We start from the raw sequence: 21,628 nt of genomic DNA, 5'->3' as shown, positions 1-21,628 counted from the left end.
CCCGCGTACACGTACGGACTCGGCACAGGCCGATCTCCTTCCTAAAGGCCCAGCGGGGCCGGTTGAGCCAGCGAAATGGGGGCCCCAGCCGCGTGCGCCTTGGACACCTGGTTCCAGGCGCGTTGCACCGTCATCACCTGCGGGAAGACCTCGAAGTCGTCGAACGAGAAGATCACCGGCAGGGCGTTGGTGTTCGCGGTCGGGACGAACGACCCGCAGCCGACGGCGCCGGTGGTCAGGCTGGTGTCGGTCGCCGAGACTTCCCAGTCGACCGGCTCGAGGCCACCCGACGGCCAGGCTTTCGCCCGGACCGTGCTGCCCTCGATCTGCAGACGGACGCGGTACGTCGACCCTGCCGTGAAGGGCAGGGTGTGGGCGGCTGTGGCGAGCAGGGTCTCAGCAGGCAGGCGCTTGCGGAGGGTCAGCTGCACCGTGCTGGTCGTGCTGACCGACAGGCGGGCGAAGTAGTACGCGCCCGTCGCGATGTTGGCGCGGGCCAGGACGAACGGGTGCAGGCTGTCGCCGGTCGGCACGACCGGGATCGTGATGCTCGCCCGTACCTCCACGTCGGCCAGGGACACCGAGTTGAGCGACGTGTACCGGAAGACGGTCCTCGTGCCGTGCGAGTGCCGGCCGACGCTGCCGTTCACGTCGTAGTCGGACGCCGAGCCGCCCGACGTGGACCAGGCCCCGCCGACCGTCGCAGAGCCCCAGCCGCTCGACGCTGACCGCCCGAACTGATCCAGCGCCGACGGCGTGCACGCCGTGCAGCGGACGACCTCCCCGCCGAGCGCCAGGTCGAAGGGGAAGTGGCCCGGGAACGGCGCGGTGATGCCGCTGGACTGGATCCACGGGGCCCGGTCGAAGGTGCCGTCCGGCGGTGTGTGGACGAGGAACTGATTGCTCGTGGCCGTGACCGCGTTGACCAGCTCCGAGCCGGACGTGTCCCACCGGTTCGGCCGGTCTGGTCCGGCCAGGTAGGACAGCGGCACGGTGAACGTCAGGTCGTCGATGTAGACGGCGTCCTCGCCGGTGGCGGTCGAGTTGTCCTTGGCGTACCGGAACGTCACCGAGCTCGTCGACGAGACGCTCACCGTGGCCTGCGTCCAGCCGACCGCCCCCTGAGCCCGCAGCACCTGCACACCGTCGACCAGGACGAGCAGCCGGTCACCCTCGAATCCAGCCCCCGACGGCTCCGACGAGGTGCGGTACCAGAACGTCAGCGTGCTCGCCCCCGCGGGGACGGTCACGTGCGCGTCCGACGTCTGGTTGTTGCTGATGGCGCCGGAGCGCAGCGACCAGGAGCCGGTGTGCGCCTGAGCATTGGTGCGCAGCCAGGGCAGGTTCCCCCCGTTGGTGATGGTGATGTTGAGGGTGGCGTCCTCGAAGTCCTCGACGGTGTCGCCGGTCCCGCGTTCGTCGGCCACTTCCAGCACGTCCCACGGGCGTCCCTGTGTCGTGTTGAGCTGCACCGCCCACTCGAACTCGCCGATGCGCTCGCCGTACCCCTCGGCGATCAACTCCACGTCGTCAGGCGGCAGGTCATCGGGCGGATTGGCGATGGTCACCTTGTCGCCGAGGTTGGCGCCGGCCACCGCGTCCGCGACCGTCGTGGTGTTGCCGTCCTTCGCAAGGTCGACGTGGACCTCGGGAATTCGGGCGTCGGGGCTGGTGCCGAGATGGACACGCCAGGCGGCCTGGCCGCCGAGCTGGTCGTCGCTGGCGACCTGGACGGTGACGGAGTCCGGATAGGAGCCGATGGCGTCGGTGCCGCGCGGCCCGTCGGTCTTCACGAAGCGGGCTTCTCCGCCGTCCTGCCGGGAGGCGGTGAAGTCGTTCACGGTGCCGTCCGTGCCCACGGTCGGCCTGAACGGGTCCTTGACGTGTCCGGCCGTGAAGTCGAGGGCGAGGATGGGGTTCCCGACGTGCACGTACGCCGTGTGGGATTTCCACTCCGTCCCGTTGATCCAGCCCGTGGCGCCGAGTTCGATGGTGTGCCCGCGGTCGCGGATCTGCACGGTGCCGTATTGCTGGCGGCCTGCGATGGCGCCGAGGTCGTACAGCGGGTCGGTGCTGCCGTAGTCGCTGTCCATCCCGGCGAACATGAAGATCGGGAAGCCGCCCCAGGGGTTCGCCGGGCCGGAGCACATCGACAGGTTGTGCTGGTCGGCAGTGAGCTGGATCATGCGGTCCAGCCAGCCGGTGTCGCCGAACATCTGCACCATCTCGGCGCGTTCGTGCAGGAAGCTGTTCCAGGTGTCGCCGGTGCCGCTGTCGGAGGCGAGCCAGCGGGACGGGGTGATCCACACCAGGGCCTCGGCGCCGGAGTCCGCGCTCAGGACGGACTCCATCCACGTCTTCTGGGCGGTGCCCAACATCGTCTTCGTTGGCGACTGCGGGTCGCCGTTCGGGTCGCGCGCCGAGCGGACGTCGGAAGCGATGAACAAGGTCCTGCCGACCTGCCAGGACTGGTTGATCGTGGACGCCGACGGCAGCGTGTAGTGCGGCACCCGCTCCCGGAACACGACGTTGGCGGTCGCGTTCCCGGCCGCCGTCCTGTTCGAGTTGTTGGGACCGAAATCGTGATCATCCCAGACGTACGTCAGCGGGTTGTCGCGGTAGAACCGGCCCTGTCGGGCGGCCGCCCCGAGCGTCCCGTTGAAGGTGAGCGAGTCGTTGTACCCGGCTCGGTAGTCTGCGGCCGTCGCAGTGGCGATGTTCCGGTAGTGGAAATCGCCGAGGTGGCTGAAGAACAGCCAGTCCTCGGCTGCGCTCTGGCTGCGCATCGTGTCGAAGACCGGGTTGTTGGACACCGCCGAAACGACGTGCGACGCGTCGCCTGCGCCCGTCAGACCGGCGTCGCCTGCGGCCCCGAAGGTGAAGCTCGCGCGTTCCCCGGCCGCGACCGGGTGCGTGCGGAACGTGCCGCTGAAGGCGGTGTCCAAGACGCCGTCGTCCTCAAACCCGTAATAGTAGCGGGTGTTCGGCAGGAGTCCGGTCGCCTGAAGGGAGGCGATGCCGTCGGCAGTCGGCGCGACCGGCCCGAAATACGTGGGGACCGACAGCGCGGCCGACAGGGACACCGCCAGCCGCGTCGAAGCGCCGCTGACTTTCCCGCGCACCCAGGCGCTCGTGTGTGTAGTTGCCCCAACCCACACATGCGTGACGCTCACTCAAACCCCCTGGCTGTACTTCGAGCGGTTCGTGCGGAACTCCAACGCCAGCTCGTCCACGGCCTCGCTCAGTACGCCGCCGTCGACCTCGACGGCCGCAGTCAGCAGACTCATCAGCGCGGCATCCTGCTGGGGCCCCATCAGCGGCGAGGCGTCGAGGTCCCCGATCGCACGGAAGGCGATGCCTTCCTCCACGCACAGCCGCTCGATCCTCCGGCCAGCCCGCTCCTGCGCGTGCCCCTGTACGGCTGCCCACGTGTCCGCAGCGTCCGGGATCGTGTCGCCCCAGTACGTGATGTAGCCGAGATCCACCGGGTCGGCGATCGGGCCGATGGTGCCCCACTGGTAGCGGAACCTGCTCGCGGGACGGAAGACCGCTGCATCCGTGCCGAAGGCGATGGTGCGCCCGTCGATGATCAGCGTCCAGCCGGTCTCAACGCCGCTTTCCTCGATGATGATCCGCACCATGTGCGGAGACTCGTCGAAGAACCCCGCGTCTACCTCGGCCCACAGGGGGGACTCCGCGATCCCAGACTCAGAGACGGAGACCAGGTTCAGCCGCACCTCGTTTGTGGTCCGGTCCGCGACCACGACCCACGAATTGAGCGGGTCAGCGTCCGTACCGGCCCCGGTGTTGTACACCGTGAAGATGTCCAGGATGCCGCCCGTTCCGGAGCGGAAGTGGTCGGCGGCCCACCGGGTCAAACCGACCGGCCGCACACCGGCCGTGAGCTGTCCCTGGGTGCTGGCCGGCAGTTGCACGACCGGTGACAGCCACGGCGTCAGTGAGCCCCGGCCCCAGTTCGGTTGGCCCTGGAAGAACGAGCCGGACTGGCCGACGGCGCGCATCGGCTCGCCGCCTGCGATGATCTCGGACCCCTGGATTGCGTCCGCGCCGTCGGTGAGTGGCCAGCAGGCGAGCGGCCCGTAGCGATTGATGTGGCGTCGGAGCGCGTCGTACGCGGGCGGGTTGGCGTTTTGGAGGGGGTACAGCAGCCCGAATGCGTCGATGGCGACCCATCGGTCCAGGTCGGTGGGGTTCCGGTCCAGCACGAAGTCGGGGATGAGGCCGGTGAACCTGTACCAGCGGGTCCCGTTGGGGTTCACGCTGACCCGGCACACGGTGTTCGGCAGGAGCAGGCCGTAGTACTCGCCCGTCGGGTTGACCGGCGAGTATCGGGCCCGCACCTCCGGACTGTTCTTCAGGTAGAACCGGCACCGCGACGGCGACGGACGGCTCGCCCGGTCCTTCCTGCCGCGCGTGATGTTGATCCGGCCGCGCACGTAAACGTCGGCCGTGACGTCCACCCACACGCCGCCCAACAGCAGCTCCACCAGCGCGTTCGGGTACGCCACCAGATCACCCCGTCCTTCCGAATGCGTCCTGCACGTTGCCGCCGCCCTCGATGTCCACCCACTGACGCACCAGGCGCAGCAGGTCGTCCTCGCCGCCTCGCACGTCGAGCGTGTTGCGGTTGATGACCTCCACCTGCACCGCCTCGCGGCCGCCCACAGCGGCCATGGACAGGTCGCCCGGCAGCGCCAGGCCCCCGCCCATCCCGAGCCCGCCCAGGACCGGGCCAAGCCCCGGCATCCGGTCCAAGGAGGCCTGGATGCCGGGCCTGCCGGCCTCGATGCCCTTCCGGAAGCCGTCCATCAGGGCTCGGCCGGAGTAGGTGGTGTAGCCACGCCCGGAGAAGGGCCCTCGTTTGGCCGGCGAGAAGGGGAAGTACTCCCGAGCCGCGCTGACGACGCTGGAGGCGGCCTCGGCGACGGCTCCGGCCATGCCGCGGATGCCGTCGATGAAGCCCTGAATGAGGCTCCGGCCAGCGGCGACGAGGAGCCCGCCGAGGTTGCCGAGGACGCCGATCGCCTGTCCCGGCATGTTGGCCAGGTAGCCGATCGCCCGGCGGACGCCGTCGAAGACACCGGTGGCCATCCCGGCGACCGCCGTGATGACCGCCATGGCTGCGCCGGTAACGGCCTGCTTGGCGTACGCCCAGGCGCCGGAGAAATCCCCCTGCAGCAGCGCGATGACTGCCTGCACGGCGGGGATCATGACGCCGGTGATGATCGAGGCGAGGTAGCCGCCGAGCGTGTTCGCGAGCGCGGCAACGATGGGGATCAGGGCCTGGATGACGGGCATCGCTGCCGCCAGTCCCTCGGCGATCAGCTGGGCGAGCATCTCCAGCAGCGGCGCGACGGCCACCATGAGTTCGCCGAAGGCCTCGCCCAGGGTGACCAGGGTCGGCCCGAGTTCCTGGATCAGCTCGCCGAGGATAGTGATCCCCGCGACGAGCGTCGTGGCCAGGATTTCGGCGAGCGGCTCGATGATCCCCGGGAGCTGTTCAAGGATCGGCGCCAGGGTGTCCATGAGGATCCCTGCGGTCTCCTCGATCACTGGGGCCAGCGCCTCGAAGACGACCTTGATGGCGTCCAGGAGGGGCGTCAGGGCGGGCAGGAGGGCTGCCGCGAGTTCCCCGATGACCGGGAGGAGCGGCAGGGCTGCGTCGACGAGTGCACCGACCGCCTCGGCGGCGGCCACGAGGACCGGCTCCAGGGCGGCGATGACGGGCTCCAGGGCCTCGCCGAGTGCCTCGACGAGCCGCTGAGCGGGCGGCCCCAGCGCGGCCAGGACCGGGCCAAGCACTCCCAGCGCCTGGCCGAGGAGCGGCGCTGCCGTCTTGGCCAGCGTCGACACGGTCTCGAACAGGGCCTCAAGCCCGTCCTGGACCGGCCCGGACGCGAACGCCTCCGCCAGCGAGCCCGTGACCGTCTTCAGGGTGCCGATCAAGCCGCCGCCGGACACATTCGCCGCCGAGAAGACCGAGCCGAGGATGTCGCCGACGTTCGCACCGACGTCGACCAGGTCGCCGATCAGGTCGATCGCGTCCTCGATCGCCTTCTCCATGGCGCCCGACTCGAACGCCTTGCCGAGCTTGTCGCCGACCTTGAACGCGGCGTCCCCGGCCTTCTCGGTCAGCCGCTCGAAACTGGGGCCTGCCGCCGCAGCGACCTGGCCGAGGGCGGTCGCGACGATGCCGGGGATGAAGCTGAGGTTCAGCAGGCCCTTCGAGGCCGAGCCCATGGCCTTGCCGAGCGTGCCGTCTTCGGCCAGCTGCGTGGCCGCGTCGAGGACGCTCTTGCCCATGAGGTTGACCGCGCCTGCCGTGGCCAGCAGCTCCCGGCGCACGACCGGAAGCGCGGCCCGTCCCGCACGCTCCAAGTCCTCGGCGAGGCCCCGGAAAACCCTGTTCTGAACGTCCTGCTGGAGGTCCCGCAGGGCCGGGGCTGCCTCCTTGACCGCGAGCGCGAACTGCCGGGCCTCCGGGGAGAGCTTGGCGAGCGCCTCCTCGAACTCGGCGGCCTTGGCCGGGTCGAGGGCGGCGGTGATGGCGTCGTCCATGCCGACCGCAGCCAGCTTCACGACGGCCGAGGCCTGCCGCACCGCGAGCATCGCCGTGACGCCAACACCGGCCGCCGGGACGATGTTCTGAAGCGTGGCTACCAGCCCGGCCGCCACCGGTACGGCAGCACCGATAGCCCCGGCGATCGGCGCCACGCCAGCCGCCACCCGGGCCAGCCCGCCGGCCGCGCCCACGATCCGGCCGAGGACACCGGCGAAGCGGTCGCCGTCCCGGCTGGCCGAGCGGAGCGCGGTGCGGGTGTCGTCGCCCATCTGCCGGGCGGCGGCGCCGGTGGTGACAAACCGCCCGCGCAGGTCGCGCAGGCGTCCGTTGGCGTCGCGGGTGAACTGGTTGGTGGCGTTGTTGGCGACGGTGATGGCGCCGGTCAGGTCGTCCCGGAGGGACATGGCCATGACCTGCGACTCGTCGACGAAATTGCCCCTCAGGTCGCGGAGGCGGCCCTCGGTGTCGAGCTGGAAACCGCGCATCCGCAGCTGCGACTGAGCGAGACCCCGGCGCATGCCGGAGTCGTCCGCGCGGATGAAACCCACCAACTCGCCGATCGTGAGGGCGCTCGACACCGGGGAACCCCCTCACGCTGTTCAGTTAGCTGTGCAGTGCTGCTCTGACCTGGTCCGGGTCGTCGACGATTGAGATGAAGTCGCCCGCGACGCGGCGGAAAACGGCGTTCGTGGAGAGGCCGCGCAGCAGGTTGTAGAAGCGGCGGCGGCCTAGGCGGGCGATCGCTTCCGGGCCGTAGCCGTACTCGCGCTGGAAGTCCGCTTCGATCGCCCACCACCAGCGGCGGACTGCGACCTGCGTGCGGCTCGGTTCGGCCCCTTCGGGGCGAGCTGTTTTCCCGCGCCCGCGCCCTGCTCGACGAGGTCGAGGGCTTCGCGGTGGGTGAGCGGGTTGCCGGAGGCGTGGGCCAGGCCCCAGGTCATGACGACCTGGAACTCTCGTAGCCCCATGCCGGCTTCGAGCCACTGATCCAGCACGTCGGCGCCGAAGAGGAGGCCGAGCAGCTCCTGAATGTCCTCCAGCCTGCTGGAGTTCTGGAGTTCCTCGACGCGCCGCTCGACGATCAGCGGCATGTCGGTGGGCACCTGCACTTCGACGCCCCGGATGGTCTCCGTGCGGCCGCGCGAGACCTCGGCCCAGAAGTCGTCCCAGGACTCTTCGCTCTTGGCGGGGGTCTTGCGGGCGGTCACGAGATGGCCGCCGTGGTCTCCGCGCCGGAGCGGGTCACGGTGACGGCCCAGGTGACCTTGTCGTTGTTGCCGCCGCCCTCCTCGCCGAGCTGGAACGTGGACTTCGTCCACACCGTCCATGTCGTGTCACCGGGGGCGGCGAACCGGAAGCCGACCAGGCTGTCGACGCCGAGACGTCCGGCCTGGGCCTCGGCGAGCGCCATGGCGGGGTCGAGGGCGCCGGTCGTCGGGTCCTTCAGGCGGAAGCCCTGGAGACCCATCGTCTTGCCCTCCTGCATGTTCTGGGTCTCCGCGCGCCCGTCGCTGCCGAAAACCGTCGTGTCGGCGGCCTCGTAGGCGTGGCCCTTCGTGAAGGTATTGATGCCGCCCTCGCCGCTACCTCCTTCGGCGGTCCTGAACTCCACCCAGGTGCCGGGCGAGTTGAAATCCTCGATCGCGAACCTGACATCCCGGGCGTTGTACTTCTGTGCGGCCATGGCTCCTCCAGGCGTGACGAAATGCCCGCAGCGAGGAGCAGCGGGCCGAAGGTGGAAAGGGGTCAGCCGCGGTGGGCTGTGGGGGTCCGGTGCTCGGCCCGGAAGTTCACGACGTGCTCCATGCGGCCGTTCTGGTCCTTGCCGATCGCTGTGGGGCCGCCTTGGAGCGCCACGCACAGGATCAGGCGGGTGCCGTCCGGCAGGTCGATGGGTCCGAGGCCGTGAAGCTCGTCGTAGATCGCCTTGCACCGGGTGCGGGAGGCGGTGGGGTCCAGGTCGCGGGTGCGGACCTGGATGCGGGGCTCGTCGTACGGCAGCAGTGAGTCCGGCTCGGCACCGGCCTGGTAGCTGGTGATGGCGACGGCCGTGTTGGGCTGGGAGGGCATGTCGTCGAGGAAGGTGTCCCCGTCGACGCCCTCCGGGTTGTAGGTGACCAAGCTCAGGGAGTCGAGGTGGCGGGCGATGCCGTCGAGGAAGTCAGCCACGGAAGAACCGCCTCAGGTCCACCCGCATCATCTGGAGGACGACATCCCTTTCCCTGTTGAAGGGGATCTCCAAGTACTTCGCGGACCGGCCGGGCAGGTGCCGCCACGTCAGCTCCTCGTGCTGGCGCTTGGCGTACACGGTGTCGTACGAGACCGCGCCCTCCATGCCGTTGACGTGGACCTTCCCCGACCGCTCCAGCGTTCCCTCCTCCAGCGGGACGATCTTCTTGGACTCCGCCAGGACATGCTCCAGCCCTCGCCGGAGTCCCTCCTCGGCGAGTCTGCGCCCGCGCGTGGTCCACAGGCGCTGCGCGTTGCCGGGGGTGAAGCGGGTGTACACGCTCACTGGAGACTCACCTCCAGATGATCTGGCAGCGGCAGCTTGCCGCCCTCGTGGCGGGCCTGCACGAGCACGGTGGTGGCCCGGCCGTCCGGCAGCGTCACCCGGGACTCCGGCACCGCGTCGACCACGTCCAGGCGGCAGTAGAACGTGGCCGAGGAGACGACCTCGTTGCCGTCCTTGGCGCGGACCATGCGGTTCTTCTCCTCGAGGAAGCACGGCACCGTGACGGGGGCCCCGAACTTCGGCCCCCGGGCTCCCGAGTTGCCGTCGTACGGCTCGACGGTCACCTCGTGCTGCAACCACAACTTCGGCAGCTTCACGAGCCCACCGCCCCCATCTGGAAGATGTCCGGCGTCAAGTCCATGCCCTGGAGCGCGTCCATCGCCTTCGGGGCGATCTCCCGAGCCGCAGACGAGGCGCCGGACGTGGCGGTGACCGACCTTGACATCTGCGCCGAGCCCAACTTCACCGTGCCCCAGCCGACCCCGGCCGCCCCAATCGAATCGCCGAGCTCGTCCCACCACTGCGCCTGGGCGCAGGCGGCGTCCTCGAACGCCTGCCGCACAGTCGCGTTGGACGGGTAGCCGTCGGCGTCGACTTCGTACCAGCACAGTCGGAACACCTCAGCCTCCAAGAACCGCGAGGCGTCCGCGAGCAGCTGGCCGATGTCCGAGGGCGGGGTCTGCCCGGTGTACGTCTGGTAGTCCGCGCTGGTCGCGTAGATCCTGGCCACCGGGCACCCCCCTACGCGCTCGCGCCGATGATGACGACGTCGTACGTCACCGACGTCGAGCCGGCCGAGTTGGTGAGCGTCAGCAGGTCCCCAGTGCCGGCCGTGACCGCGACACCGGTCGCATCCGGCGCCACCCACAGGAACAGACCGCCGGGCCGGACCGCGAGACCGTCACCGGCAGCGATGAACAGCGGAACTCCGTTCGCCGCGGGCCGGGTGACCTGCACGCTGTTCGTGTTTCCGGCTGCGGCCTTCACCAGGACGGCCTTGATTCGGGCGAACGTCAGCGCCGCCCCCAGCGGGTCGGACAGGACGCCGGCCAGGTCGAGATCCTCCGTCGCGGACGCGGCGAGCGTCCTGGTGTCGGCGAAGATCTTGTCAGCTTGGTTCGCGCCCACGCCCGACGCCAGGTCGATGATCGACTCGTAGACCAGCGGCGCCCGCGAGGTCACGAGGTCCAGCGCTGACGAGAGAGTGCTCTGCAGGTTGAGCCGCATGTTCGTGCTCAGCGTCATGCCTCGTCACCCTCTCCGTACAGCTCGATCAGCTGGTCCTTGGTGAGCTCGTCGAGCCCACCGGTGTCCGGGTCGACCGCCTGCGCGTACGCCACCCAGTCGCCCTTGACCGCCGACTTGGCCGGCCGCTCCGGTACGACCGGCTCCGGCTCCTGGGCGGGCTCGGAGCAGCGCCAGCCGGAGGACGGGTCCGCGGCGAGCGCCGCATACTCGTCCGCGGCCTCGCTGCCCGGTACCGGACGCACCCGCGCGGAGACCTGGCCACCGGAAAATCGCTCGTAGATCGGCATCCGCGTCACACCTTCAGACCGGTCATGACCGCGTGGGCGCGCTCGTTGCCGTACTTCAGGCCCACCTCGCCGTACAGCTGCGACTTGTCGGACGCTCCGGTCTTGGCGAGCGGCTCCTCGAAGAAGACTCCCTTGCCCGGGATGTTGAGGAAGACCGGCATCAGCTGCTCCAGCGAGGCCACCGTGATGACGTCCTGCGGCATGTGCCGGTCCATCATCACGGACAGCGTGCCGAAGTCCGTGATCAGCGTGTCCACGGCCACACCGCCCACCGTGCGGCTGGTCTCCTGGAACTGCCCGTAGGCGCTCGCGAAGGCCTTCGTGACCGCTCGGCGCTGCGCGCTGTTGACGATCAGCGTGGCGGTCTCCTGCTCGCTGATGCCGCCGTTGTCGTAGGCGAGCTGGAGAAGGTCGGAGACGTGGTCCGTGGTGAGGGCGGTCTCCCACGGGTTGGTGTAGGCGATGCCCGTCGCGGTGCCGAGGGTGAGCGCCGCACCGCCCGAGGACGTGGACACCTTGAAGGTGTTCGCGTCGACGGCGTCCACGAAGTAGATCCGGCCGGCCACGACGTTGGTCGCCGTGCTCGTGTTGGTGAACACGATCTTGTCGCCGTCCACCAGGCCGTGACCGGTCGCTGTGATGGTGTCCGTCGCCGAGGTCGCGCCCGTGGTGGTGACGCCCTTTGCGATTCGGTTGGTCGTGACCGCGGCCAGCAGGCCACGCGTCTGCCGCGCGGTCGCGTTGGTCGTCGGGTTGACGTGCGAACCGTTGATGAAGCTCCAGTTCACGTCCAGCGCCATCTGCTTCAGCGCCTGCGTGACCTGCCAGTCCAGCTCGTTGGTGACCGGGTTGTCACCGCCGTTGTGGTTGAACGGTGCCGCCTGCGGCGACGCGACCTGACCGACCGCAGCCTGCTTCGTGTACGAGACGGAGACCTGCTCCTGGTGGATCTGCACGACGTTCTTCACGTTCCCGCGGACCCGCTCCTCGGCAGTCGGCGCGTCAGCGCCCTCCACCTTGGTGCGCTGCCCCGGGTCACGCAGGTCGTACGACTCCCACTCGAACTCCGTCGACGTGGTCATGCCGCCGCCGGTGAGTCCGCCGATGGCCGACAGCAGCGGGGTGTCCGCCGGTGTCAGGGCGAACAGCTCGCCCGTGTAGTTGGGGAGGTTGAAGGTCGTTCCCATCCCGGTGATGCCGGCCATGGTGACTCCTTACGTGGTCTGAGCGGCCTTCTGCCGCTTGAGCCGGATGACGCGCGGGAAGTCGCGCGCCTTGGTGGCCTCTTCGATCTGCTTGTCCAGGGATGCGCTCTGATCGCCGGAGCCGCCTCCGCCGCCCATGTCTCCGCCGGAGCGGCCGGCCCCGGGCGGGGCGAGCTTGGCGAACTTGGTGACGGCGGCCTTGATGGCCTTGTCGTCGACCTGGCCGTCCTCGCCCACGAACTTCTTCAGGTCGATGAACTCAGCGAACTCGCTGAGGTCGACGCCCACGCGCGCCGCGTGGGCTTCGAGTCGGGCCTGAGCGATCTGGGGGATGGCCTCGGCGAGGGCGGCCGTGCGGCCTGCCTTCTCCGCCGCGGCGACGGCCTTCTCCTGCTCGCTCATGTTCGCGGCCTTGAGCGTGGCGAGTTCGTCCTGCGCGGCCTTGTTCGCCTTGGCGCGGTCCTCCCACTTGCGGGCCTCGGCTTTCCAGTCCGTGCCATCGCCGCCAGGAGCAGGCGGGGCCGGAGGAGTAGCCGGGGGTGTCGCGGGTGGGGTGCCCGGAGGGGGCGGGCTACCGGCGGGAGGTCCTGCCGGTGGGGTTCCACCGGATCCGCCTTCGCCCTCGCCGTTGCCACCCGCGATGGCGTAGATCGGCGAGCCGTTGCGGCGGTAGCCGAGCACCTCCATCGAGTGGTACGTGGCGAGCGGGTGCTTGAAAGGGTGCTGCATGGGTGTTCTCCCTTTTCGGGTCTCCCGGGTGCCGTGCGGCTCCCGGGGTAAGTTCCGCGTATGACTCAACCTGTGGATGCGGATGAGCTGCTACGACGGATCCGCGCTGCCCGTGATTGGGCCGCTGGCGAAGAGGAGCGCTTGTTGGCTCTCGCCGAGGGCGCCACGGATGACGTGGAGGGCATTGGGCTGGCCATCCAGAAGACAGCCTTTGAGGTCGTCCGAAGCGCACTCGACGAGATCATCGAGCCAGGCACGCAGAGGGACGGCGACTAGCGGGCCGATCCGATCTGCTCGCGCTGCGGCTTCCTGCGGAGGTCCGGGTGGGCGGCCACGTGCTCACGCTGTGCGGCCTGCCACTTCCGTACGAACGCCCCGGCGCGGCGGCGGGCTGGCTCGTCCATCGCGGCGGCCTGGACGCGCTTCCAGCGGCGGATGTGCCGCTCGATCTCCCGCTGCCGCTGCGTGTCCTCGTATGTCGTGCCCGGTGTCGCGTGGTGCGGCGGCCGGGTCGTCACTCCCGGCAGGTACGCACTGAGGCTGTGCCGGCAGTTCGGGTGGAACAGCCCAGCGGCCCGCGCTTCTACGAGAGACCCGGCCACGTGCACCGCCACCGTGCGGGTCGGGGCGAACAGGCCGCTGGGCTGGATCGTGTGCTCGGCGCGGATCGTGTGCGGTCCGGACTGTCCGGACAGGGTGAGGATCTCGCCCTCCCACGCGCGGCAGAGCGGGCATTCGAGCGGGGCGTCCGAGACGATGACGAGGCCAACGTCGATCTCCGCGAGGGTGTCGATGTGGCCCTCGATCGCGGCGCGGGCGGTCACCGAGCGGACGGCCATCTCGGCGTAGGTGGCCAGCTCCCAGTTCCGGCCGGAGCGGTCGGTGAACGACTGGACGCCGCGCTGCGCGAACTGATCGAGCGCCCGCTGGCTGGCCTGCCTGCGGGTCACTGTGCCGAGCAGCGGCCCCGACGAGACTCGAGTCACGATGCTGCGGTAGGTGTCGACGACGGCCCGGGTGATCCGGGCGTACAGCGGCCGAGTGTCGTTGGCGTACGACGCCGCGAGCCGATCGACTGCTGGGGCGTTCGGCAGGACACGCTGTGTCTGGAGCTCCCGGCCGATGTCCAGCGCCCCCAACTCGGCGACGGCGGCCTGTCTCCCGCGCCCGTACGCCTCCGCAAGGGCCCGCGCGACGGCCCCGTTGGCGTCCTGCTGGAGCGCCGTGGTGACCTCTTCAACGGCCTCACGTAGGTCGCCGATGGAGCGGGCCTTGATCTCCGCCCACAGAGGGGAGTCGATGCCCTCGGCGAGGGCCTTGCGGAGCCGCTCGATGATGGACAGCTCGGCGTCCGCGTACAGCGTGGTGATGGCGGCGGCGAGGTCCTCGGCCATGGCAGGTGACACGGGCATGGGCTACCCCTCTCCGGAGTCGTCCCTGCCCTCGTCGGCAGCTGGGGGGAAGCCAGGCCCAGGGCCCTCAGCCCCGGTTAGGACTGGATCGGCCATCTCCCGCGCTGACGCAAGCTTTGCCGCCTCGGCCTTCACCTGGTCCTCGTCCCAGTCCGGGTGCACCATCTGCACCAGCGTCTCGTCCGACGCGGCATCGGCGCGGCGCAGCAGCTCCGCCGTGGTCGCCAGTTCCAGAGGGCCCTCGCTGATGCCGTCCTGGAGCTCCACCTTCGGCGGCTCCAGGTCCAGCCCGGACACGCGGAACCGCGGGCCTGCCAGAACGGCGAGATAGGCCGCGCAGATGTCGGCCACGCCCGGCCCCCAGTACTTGCCCTTGCGGCCGGCGGTGCTCAGCGAGCGCCGGTTCCGAGCCTTCACCTCGGTCGCGGTCACGGCCTGCCCATCGGACTCGCCGAAGCTGCCCGCGGAGTAGCCGGCCTGTCGTACGGCCTGCTCCATCAGGGACTGGCAGGTGTCGCGGTGCTCCTGGACGCGGATCTCGAACTGGACGATGGTCAGCGGGTTCGGGTCGCCGGGCCTCGAGAGCATGTTGAGGCCCGTGTAGATCCGGCGCTCCTCGTTCCATGAGGCGCCCTGGCCGGGGCCCATGGAGTCGAGCATCGAGCTGGGGACGACGACGCGGCCCTTGCCGTTGACGATGTCCCGCATCCACGAGGAGTACGTCTCGTCGAGGGCATCCATCAGCCCTTCGATGCCCTGGAAGTCGGACTGCCCCCAGTACGCGGCCGTGGGGATGTGCCTCCAGGCGCGCGCGGGGCGGACGTTGGGCACGTAGGAGGCGGTCAGGTTCTTAGGAGCGCCGGTGTCGAAGCCTCCCTCGGCGTCCACCATGGCCGCGAGGGGCGCCGTGACGGGGTGGTCGGCGAGCGGGCGGACCATGCCGAGCGATCCGGCTGAGCCCTCGTAGAGGCCGTGGTAAATCCGGCCCTTCTCATGGCGCTCCAGGTGCCGGAACACGCGCCGGTCGTCCTGCGACTCGCTCTCCAGGACGGTCCAGAAGGTCACTGCGCGCAGCCGCCCGTAGGCGAACTCCGGGACGGCCCGGTCTGCGGCCACGACATCGATCCATGGCCGGTCGGACACGTCCTCGTCCCACACCACACGCAGGTAGGCGCCGCCGAGTGCGGCGCAGACCTCACCAGCTTCGAGGAGGGTCGGCTGGAGGCCGGTCTCCAGCAGGGTGTCGAGGGCGTCTTGCGTCGCGTCGCTCGCGCCCTCGGCGGCCTGGAGCGTCGGAGCCTCGGAGAACAGCAGCTCGGAGGAGGTACGGGCGATGTCTCCGGCGAGCGGCACGTGGAGCTTCTCACGCTTCTCGCCGTCGCCGGTCGGGTTGCCCCAGAACCAGCGGGCCAACTTGCCGACGACACCACCGCGGTGCTGCGCGGGCCGGTCGGGGGTGTCGCGGTAGCCACGGCCGGAGTAACGCAGTTCGAGCCGGTCAGGCTCGGAGGAGTACCAGGCGTCCCAGTCGGCAAGCGCAACCTGTACCCGCTCATCGGTGGGAGGCCAGACGGTGTCAGCCGTGGGCAGAGGCATTACCCGGCCACCTCCTCTCCCTGATCCGGGTCGCTCTGCTTCAGGTCCACCTCGCGCGCCAGCACTTCGATGACGAGGATGGGGCGGCAGTTCACCTCTGTGCGAACGGTCACGGAACGGACGCCGGGAATCTCCTGGCCGTCGAGTTCGACCGTCCCGCGCCCGGTGGAGTCGACGCGCACCTTGGCGAGCTGTACAGGCATCAGGCGCGCTCCCTCTCCATCAGCAGCTGCGCCATGCCCAGCCAGGAGGACGCGAGTTCGTCCAGGCGTTCCATGAGCGCGAGGTTGGTTTCAATCTCGGCCTGCTCCAGGAGTCGCGCGGCGTTCGTGAGGGCCTGCTCGACGGTTGGCATCATGCGGCCACCTCCAGGAGCATCGGGATGTGCGGCCGCCACAGGGCCTCGGTCGTACGCACCCCGTACCTGAGGGCGTCGCAGGAGTGGTCTTCGAGCTTGATCGGGGCGTCTTCGCCCTTCTCTGCCTTCTCGTCGTCCCAGCTGTAGCCCGGGATTTCCTCGATCAGGCCGCGCGCGGACTCGTGGATGAACAGGCGGTTCGCGGCGATCAGCGAGCCGACCGTGCGGATGCCGTCCAACACCGTGTTGTCGGCCGGGGTGACGCCGTGGACGCCATCGCGGTGCAGCTGCTCGATGTACGAGGCTGCGGACGGGTCGACGACGGTCCACTCCGGCTGGACGCCGAGCACGTTGGTCTGCGGCTGGGCGACCCCGGCAAGCCAGCGCCGGCGTGCGGCGGAGTACTCGGCGTCGGTCTTCTTCCGCCGTTCCGCGCGCGAGTCCCACCGGTACTCGCTGACGACGTACAGCCGCTGGTCAACGCCGAGCCCGATGAGCAAGTCGGCGTACGGGTTGGTCGTGCCGTAGTCGATCGCGTCGCACAGCCACCGCGTGATGTGCGGGACGTCCTTGACGACGTGGCGCTCTTCATCGAAGCAGTCGAAGATCGCGCCCTCGGCCTGGACCCAGTGGCCCAGGATCGACCGCCGGTAGAACAGGCCGGTGTAGGTGGCCTTGAGGGCGGCGACGTACTCGGGGTCGAGGAACGGGTTGTCGTCGAGGACGAAGTGCCACGACCGGAGTCGGGTCTCGGTCGGCCGCTTCAGATACTCCTTGCGGAACCAGTGGGCCGGGTTGTCCGGGTTGGTCGTGGTGAAGATCTTCGCGCCCTTGACGGAGCAGCGCGCCACCAGCTGGTCAAAGAACGTCCGGGGCAGGGTCGTTGCCTCGTCGACGTACGCCCCCGCACACGTCATACCGCGGACCTTCGGCTCGGCCTTGGCATCGTTCGCGCCGAGGACGTGCACGACCCGGCCCATGATGATCGCGACCGGCGCGCCGTTGTTGTACGAGACCTGCTTCGCGAGCTGGCCGAAGATCTCCGGGTTCGTCAGCGGGGCGATGACGTTCCGGTAGAGGGAGTCTCGGGTGCGGCCGACCATGACCAGCTCGCCGCCGGTCGGGGCGGACGCGACGAAGATGAGCCAGCGGATCAGGCTCGCGATCGTCTTTCCGGAACGGACGCTGCCTTCCCACGCGTTGATCCGGGCGTCGGCCTCGACGATGCTGACGAGCTGCTTGCGGGACAGGGGCAGCGCATCAAGGAGACTCACCCTCCGCCTCCTCGCCAGCGGCGGCCTGCTGCTCGTCGTACACCGCCTTGAGGCCGCTCATGAGCTGGCCGAGCATCGAGCGGGCCTCTCCGGCGCCGGCGTCGTCGGCGGGCGGGACGAGCTTGAGGCTCTTCTCCAGGGCGATGCCGGCCGCAGCCATGAGGTTCTTCTTGTCGCCGGAGGGCGGCTCGTTGACGTGCTTGTCGCGGTACGTGTTGTCCTTGCCGCCGAAGTTGTAGATCGTGGCGGGCTCCCACATCTGCTGTGTCAGCTTCATCGCGTCGAGGTGGAGGTCGACGGCGGTGTCGGCGCGGAGTGCGGCGAGCTGGGCGACGCGGGCGCGGGTGGCGTCCTCGGTCATCGAGGTGTCGAAGACGAGGCCGAGTTCGGCGGCGATGACGGAGACGGTGCGTTGGGCGCGGTCGATCTCGCGGGCGATCTGGTTGCGGCCCAGGCCTTGTGCGTGGAGCTGGCGGACGAGTTCGTAGTCATCGTCGGTGACCGGGCGGCCGTACTGCCTCGTCATGGTCACCTCCGGGCATGCAGAAGGCCCGACCGCACGGGGTGACGGTCGGGCCGGTCTGGGGTGGTTCAGGGCTGGGTTAGTCCCAGCCGCCGAGGAGGCCGGCGTTGGCCTGGGCGTGGCAGATGTTGTAGCCGCCGGAGGCGTGTGCCTTCTCCGTGTGGCCGTCGACGGTGATCGAGCAGTTGATGTCACCCTCGCCCTGGAGCTGGGCCATCACGCTGAAGTACATCGCGTCGTCGTCGAGGGGGAGGGTGGCCGTGAACTTGCCGTCCGTGAACTTCCCCTGCCGGGTGTCGCTGTCGGAGCCGTAGGTGATGTCGAGGGGGCCGAGGACGCCGGCGGGGGCGGTGCCCCAGACCTTGAAGGTGACGACCGGCTTCTTGGTGTCCTTCTTGGTGTCTTCCTTGGGCTTTTCGCTCGTGGCCTTGTCGCTGGGCTTTTCCTCGGCCGCGGGCGCGTCGTCTTTCTTCTCGGCCTCGGGGGCCTTGCTGGTGTCGCTGTCGACGCTGACCGAGGTGCCCTTGCTGGTGCTGTCGGAGTCGCCGCCGACGACCGCGCCGACGATGCCCAGGAAGACGAAGAGGACGACGATGCCGAGGCAGCCGAACCCGACGATCATGCCGACGGGGGTCTTCTTCGGCGGCGGGGGCGGGGCACCCCATCCGGGTTGTTGCGGGTACGGCGGCTGTTGCGGCTGCTGCTGCCCCCACCCAGGCTGCTGCTGCGGGTGTTGCTGGTTCATGTTCGCCCCCCAGGCGTGTTTTGCGTGTAAGGGGCGAATGTAGTGGATGTGTGGGACGCGTGAAGACGCTGAGGCTGATCTGTGACACACGATCAGGGGGAATGACGAAGGCCCGCACGGTGGCGGGCCTTCGGGAGTCTCAGGGTCCGGGCACGCCGGACGTGAGGCCAGGATGACGCGTGATCGTCCGGAACGCAACTAGAACGGCGGGACGCCGCGCTTACGGTCGCGTTCCCAGCGTCGGCGGCCGCGCGCGATTTCGGCGAGGCGGTCGTGAGCGGTGCCGCATCCGCAGAGCGCCACGCCGTCGTAGCCCTCGGGGGCCGGGTACTTGTCCAGGCCGCCCTTCGAGTGGAAGAGGCCGCGCCCTTGGCAGGCGCCACAGGGCGGGCCGGTGTGGCGACGGCGGACGATGATCTCGAATGGTCCGATGCGCATGGGCGGAGTGTCCTCTCTGGGGCTGACAACTGGGGGTAGATGCCCGGTAGATGGGCGGGTAGACGGAAGTAGATGAACCGGTAGACGTGCAGGTCAAGCGGCGGTAGGCGGGGCGGAAGACATCTCCTGGGCTTCGGCCGGGGAAGGGGCTTCGAGATCCCTTCGACGGACCCCCCATGTGGGCACTCCGGCCACCTTCACGCCGCGGTCCACGGGGATGTCCAGGCGGCCCAGATGCACGCGCAGATCGGACACCGTCCGGCCCTCCCACTGCCCGTGCTCCTGGAGGTGGGCGAGGACCGTGCGAAGGTGCACCCCGTTGCCGGTCCCCATGAGGTCGAGGAGCAGCGTCCGGACGGCCTCCACATCGGGTCCGATGGGGGCTTCCTGCGGCTCCTCTTCGGCGGGCTTGCCCGCGCGCCAGGAGGCGATGGTCCACCAGCCGGTGAGGAGCCACATCAGGGACGGCAGGGCGCGTACGAGCCGGGCGAGGACGTACACGCCGAGGGCGAGCAGCGCGATCCGTACGAAGACGCCGAGCGCAGCCCTCCAGCCGGTGAGGTCGTCACGGCGCCCGCGCGCACACCATGCTGCGGCGCGGGCGCCCAGGCGACGGGCGTACGCGCGGGAGCCGGTGGCAAGCCGGTCGGCGGCGCGGGCGAGACGGGTCACAGGATCCCCGCTCCCTGGAACGCGGCGACAACGCCGTCCCCGGCCGCGTTGAGAGCACTGGGCAACCAGGCGAGAGCGCCGGCCACGCCCGCGGTGAGGCAGAGGGTGCTGCCTACGTACGCGCCGCCGATGATGCGCTTCTTGTCCTTCTTGCCTGCGGCTTTGTAGGAGAGGACGACGAGGGTGACGGCGATGACGACGATGACGGCGCCGGTGGCGGACAGGCCGACGAGTTGGCCGCTGGTGAGGCCTTGGGTGGCGTTGGTGCCGGTGGTGGCCTGTCCGGCTCGTTCGCCTGCGCCGTTGCCGATGGTGCCGGAGCGGGAGTGGGCCCAGCCGAGGATGCCGCCGGGGCAGGCTGCTGCGCAGGCGGCGGCACCGAAGCCCTTCCCGAAGCTGGCGAGTTGCTTCATCTCGCGGTTCCCGGTCCACCAGGGGTACAGGTTCGCGGTCAGGACGATCAAGGCGAAGAGCAGTCCGCCGAGGGTGAGGGTGGTGGTGGCGGTCACAGGTTGACTCCGGTGAACAGGAGGATCGGATCCCACCAGTGCAGGACGCCGAAGGCGCCGAGGCTGGCGGTGACGAGAAGGAAGCGGGGCAGCCATCGGCCGCTGTACCGGTCCAGGCCCCAGGCTGCGGCGAGGGCGACGGTGGCGATGACGTAGGCGCCGCCGATGCTGGCCTCGATACGGGCCTGGTGGACGGTGTGGGACCAGATGCCAACAGGGCTCTGTCCGGCGGCCCAGGGCAGGAGGGCGGCGAGGATCGCGGAGATCATGCGCCAGGTGACCAGCCAGTCCCAGAGGCGGGCGAGGAGTCCCGGTTCGGGCGCGGGCTCGGGCTCCCGTATGGGTGCGAGGTCGACGGTGACGCGGACCTCGATTGGCCCGGGCGGTGGGGCGGGCGGCGGCCATGGCGCGGCTGGCGGGATGACCGGCGGTGGAGGCGGTGGGGGTGTGCGCCACGGCGGGGCCTCGCCGGGCTCGGGCGCGCGGGCGGGCAGCGGGGCGCCTGCGGGGATGATGCGGGTTGGGGTGATCGGGCTGTCGGGCATGTCGGGTTCCTGGTGGCCGAAGGGGCGGGCGCGCAGAGCGCGGAGGTAGGCACGGGCGCGCAGCTCGTCGCCGCCGGGGCGCGGCTGCGCGTCCATCAGCTGGCCAGCCGGAGGTAGCGCTCGACGGTGGAGAGCTTGGCGTTGGCGTCTGCGACCTTGCGGACGTAGCGCAGGACCGTGTCCGGATCGGTGATCCCGGAGTCCTTGGCGGTCCGGACCGCGTCCTTCACGGTCATCGGCCCGACGGCGGGCGGCTCCGGACTCTCGTCCTCGTCCTGTCCGGACTGGTCCGGATCGGCGGATCCGCTCGGATCCAGGGCGATCCGCTCGGCCTCGATGGCGGCCAAGTCACGCTGGAGCTCCCGGCGCACGGCGACCATGGCGCGCTGTCCGGCAATCGTGGATCGGCGCTTGGTCACCCACTGCTGCGTGCGGGAGTCGAGCGGGCGGGCGTGGACGCGCATGGCGATGGTCCAGCCGCCCTTGGCGAGGGCGGAGACCGCGGCGCCGACCGCGCCGACGACGAGCTGGTCGAAGACGTAGCCGTGTGCGAAGACGGCGGCCATGGAGATGCCCAGTGCCCAGTGCCCGGCCTTGCGGGGGAGCTTGGCGCGCTCGGGGTCGTAGCGGAGCAGCCACTCAGCACCCATGCACAGGATCCACGTCGCGTCGAAGGCGACGCCGGCCGCGTAGGCGACGAAGGCGACGGTGGACATGGCGAGGAGTGCACCGACGGAGGCGGTGGTCCAGACGAGGGAGGCGGTGACGAGGACGACGGCGCCGATCGTGACGGCGACGCGGACGCGCTGGTCCCAGTCGACGGGCGGGAGGGGGATGTCGACGGTGTACTCCTCGTCGATCCACTCGGTGTCGCCGTCGACGGTGTGGGGGACGGTGCGGGTTCGGGTGATGGTGCGGGTCTTCACGTGCTCCTCCGGGAGCGAGGCCGCGCCCCCGCGGGGGGAATTTCGCGGGGGCGCGGCGGTCTG

The 21,628-nt window shown here is 69.9% G+C and carries 26 protein-coding genes; 1 reads left to right on the top strand and 25 read right to left on the bottom strand.

Annotation, left to right across the window (positions count from 1 at the left end):
• Window positions 1-41 precede the first annotated feature (41 nt).
• From JIX55_RS16085 to JIX55_RS16025, 13 genes are all read right to left on the bottom strand, one after another.
• On the bottom strand, window positions 42-3,122 hold the full coding sequence (locus JIX55_RS16085) for an alkaline phosphatase D family protein (protein WP_257564017.1): 3,081 nt from the start codon (window positions 3,120-3,122) through the stop codon (window positions 42-44).
• A gap of 51 nt (window positions 3,123-3,173) precedes the next feature.
• On the bottom strand, window positions 3,174-4,529 hold the full coding sequence (locus JIX55_RS16080; protein WP_257564016.1) for a hypothetical protein: 1,356 nt from the start codon (window positions 4,527-4,529) through the stop codon (window positions 3,174-3,176).
• 4 nt (window positions 4,530-4,533) lie between these two features.
• Window positions 4,534-7,161: a phage tail protein gene (locus JIX55_RS16075; protein WP_257564015.1), complete on the bottom strand. Its 2,628-nt coding sequence runs from the start codon at window positions 7,159-7,161 to the stop codon at window positions 4,534-4,536.
• Between the two features lie 150 nt (window positions 7,162-7,311).
• Window positions 7,312-7,791 (bottom strand): hypothetical protein, encoded by a 480-nt coding sequence (locus JIX55_RS16070; RefSeq protein ID WP_257564014.1) that lies wholly within the window; start codon window positions 7,789-7,791, stop codon window positions 7,312-7,314.
• Complete coding sequence (locus JIX55_RS16065) at window positions 7,788-8,267, bottom strand: phage tail tube protein (RefSeq protein ID WP_257564013.1); 480 nt, start codon at window positions 8,265-8,267, stop codon at window positions 7,788-7,790. Before JIX55_RS16065 ends, JIX55_RS16070 begins: the two co-directional genes overlap by 4 nt.
• Before the next feature lie 62 nt (window positions 8,268-8,329).
• Window positions 8,330-8,752, bottom strand: a complete 423-nt coding sequence (locus tag JIX55_RS16060; RefSeq protein WP_257564012.1) for a minor capsid protein — start codon at window positions 8,750-8,752, stop codon at window positions 8,330-8,332.
• Window positions 8,745-9,098, bottom strand: a complete 354-nt coding sequence (locus JIX55_RS16055) for a minor capsid protein (RefSeq protein WP_257564011.1) — start codon at window positions 9,096-9,098, stop codon at window positions 8,745-8,747. The genes JIX55_RS16060 and JIX55_RS16055 overlap by 8 nt, the downstream gene beginning before the upstream one ends.
• Entirely contained in the window at window positions 9,095-9,415 is a 321-nt protein-coding gene (locus JIX55_RS16050; RefSeq protein ID WP_257564010.1) for a hypothetical protein, read from the bottom strand. Before JIX55_RS16050 ends, JIX55_RS16055 begins: the two co-directional genes overlap by 4 nt.
• Window positions 9,412-9,828, bottom strand: coding sequence for a hypothetical protein (locus JIX55_RS16045; RefSeq protein ID WP_257564009.1), 417 nt, complete (start codon window positions 9,826-9,828; stop codon window positions 9,412-9,414). Before JIX55_RS16045 ends, JIX55_RS16050 begins: the two co-directional genes overlap by 4 nt.
• A gap of 11 nt (window positions 9,829-9,839) precedes the next feature.
• On the bottom strand, window positions 9,840-10,343 hold the full coding sequence (locus JIX55_RS16040; protein WP_257564008.1) for a hypothetical protein: 504 nt from the start codon (window positions 10,341-10,343) through the stop codon (window positions 9,840-9,842).
• Complete coding sequence (locus tag JIX55_RS16035; RefSeq protein ID WP_257564007.1) at window positions 10,340-10,633, bottom strand: hypothetical protein; 294 nt, start codon at window positions 10,631-10,633, stop codon at window positions 10,340-10,342. Before JIX55_RS16035 ends, JIX55_RS16040 begins: the two co-directional genes overlap by 4 nt.
• Before the next feature lie 5 nt (window positions 10,634-10,638).
• Window positions 10,639-11,838: a DUF5309 domain-containing protein gene (locus JIX55_RS16030; RefSeq protein ID WP_257564006.1), complete on the bottom strand. Its 1,200-nt coding sequence runs from the start codon at window positions 11,836-11,838 to the stop codon at window positions 10,639-10,641.
• Window positions 11,839-11,847: 9 nt separating this feature from the next.
• Window positions 11,848-12,567: a hypothetical protein gene (locus JIX55_RS16025; protein WP_257564005.1), complete on the bottom strand. Its 720-nt coding sequence runs from the start codon at window positions 12,565-12,567 to the stop codon at window positions 11,848-11,850.
• Window positions 12,568-12,627: 60 nt separating this feature from the next.
• On the opposite strand from JIX55_RS16025, the gene JIX55_RS16020 reads away from it, so the two are divergent.
• Complete coding sequence (locus JIX55_RS16020; protein WP_257564004.1) at window positions 12,628-12,843, top strand: hypothetical protein; 216 nt, start codon at window positions 12,628-12,630, stop codon at window positions 12,841-12,843.
• Here the strand turns inward: JIX55_RS16020 and JIX55_RS16015 are convergent.
• The 12 genes from JIX55_RS16015 to JIX55_RS15960 all read right to left on the bottom strand — a co-directional run bounded on the left by JIX55_RS16015 (window position 12,840) and on the right by JIX55_RS15960 (window position 21,565).
• Window positions 12,840-13,979 (bottom strand): phage minor capsid protein, encoded by a 1,140-nt coding sequence (locus JIX55_RS16015; protein ID WP_257564003.1) that lies wholly within the window; start codon window positions 13,977-13,979, stop codon window positions 12,840-12,842. The two genes, JIX55_RS16020 and JIX55_RS16015, sit on opposite strands and share 4 nt — an antisense overlap.
• A gap of 3 nt (window positions 13,980-13,982) precedes the next feature.
• The gene (locus tag JIX55_RS16010) at window positions 13,983-15,575 is read right to left on the bottom strand and encodes a phage portal protein (protein WP_257564002.1); all 1,593 of its coding nucleotides are present in this window, start codon (window positions 15,573-15,575) and stop codon (window positions 13,983-13,985) included.
• Window positions 15,575-15,778 (bottom strand): hypothetical protein, encoded by a 204-nt coding sequence (locus JIX55_RS16005; protein WP_257564001.1) that lies wholly within the window; start codon window positions 15,776-15,778, stop codon window positions 15,575-15,577. The genes JIX55_RS16010 and JIX55_RS16005 overlap by 1 nt, the downstream gene beginning before the upstream one ends.
• Window positions 15,778-15,933 (bottom strand): hypothetical protein, encoded by a 156-nt coding sequence (locus JIX55_RS16000; protein WP_257564000.1) that lies wholly within the window; start codon window positions 15,931-15,933, stop codon window positions 15,778-15,780. Before JIX55_RS16000 ends, JIX55_RS16005 begins: the two co-directional genes overlap by 1 nt.
• Window positions 15,930-17,207, bottom strand: a complete 1,278-nt coding sequence (locus JIX55_RS15995; protein ID WP_257563999.1) for a PBSX family phage terminase large subunit — start codon at window positions 17,205-17,207, stop codon at window positions 15,930-15,932. Before JIX55_RS15995 ends, JIX55_RS16000 begins: the two co-directional genes overlap by 4 nt.
• Window positions 17,194-17,733 (bottom strand): helix-turn-helix domain-containing protein, encoded by a 540-nt coding sequence (locus JIX55_RS15990; protein WP_257563998.1) that lies wholly within the window; start codon window positions 17,731-17,733, stop codon window positions 17,194-17,196. Before JIX55_RS15990 ends, JIX55_RS15995 begins: the two co-directional genes overlap by 14 nt.
• 76 nt (window positions 17,734-17,809) lie before the next feature.
• Entirely contained in the window at window positions 17,810-18,475 is a 666-nt protein-coding gene (locus tag JIX55_RS15985) for a hypothetical protein (RefSeq protein WP_257563997.1), read from the bottom strand.
• A gap of 198 nt (window positions 18,476-18,673) precedes the next feature.
• Entirely contained in the window at window positions 18,674-18,913 is a 240-nt protein-coding gene (locus JIX55_RS15980) for a hypothetical protein (RefSeq protein WP_257563996.1), read from the bottom strand.
• Between the two features lie 93 nt (window positions 18,914-19,006).
• Window positions 19,007-19,585 (bottom strand): hypothetical protein, encoded by a 579-nt coding sequence (locus tag JIX55_RS15975; RefSeq protein WP_257563995.1) that lies wholly within the window; start codon window positions 19,583-19,585, stop codon window positions 19,007-19,009.
• Window positions 19,582-20,094 carry a hypothetical protein gene (locus tag JIX55_RS15970; protein ID WP_257563994.1) on the bottom strand — a complete coding sequence of 171 codons (513 nt, stop codon included), beginning with the start codon at window positions 20,092-20,094 and terminating at the stop codon, window positions 19,582-19,584. The genes JIX55_RS15975 and JIX55_RS15970 overlap by 4 nt, the downstream gene beginning before the upstream one ends.
• Entirely contained in the window at window positions 20,091-20,735 is a 645-nt protein-coding gene (locus tag JIX55_RS15965) for a hypothetical protein (RefSeq protein ID WP_257563993.1), read from the bottom strand. Before JIX55_RS15965 ends, JIX55_RS15970 begins: the two co-directional genes overlap by 4 nt.
• A complete protein-coding gene (locus JIX55_RS15960; protein WP_257563992.1) occupies window positions 20,735-21,565 on the bottom strand; it encodes a protein transporter Sec31 in 831 nt (276 codons plus the stop codon). The genes JIX55_RS15965 and JIX55_RS15960 overlap by 1 nt, the downstream gene beginning before the upstream one ends.
• Window positions 21,566-21,628: the final 63 nt, after the last annotated feature.

It is taken from the genome of Streptomyces sp. DSM 40750 (genome assembly GCF_024612035.1).
GTDB lineage: Bacteria > Actinomycetota > Actinomycetes > Streptomycetales > Streptomycetaceae > Streptomyces.
This window is presented reverse-complemented; position numbering and strand designations above follow the sequence as displayed.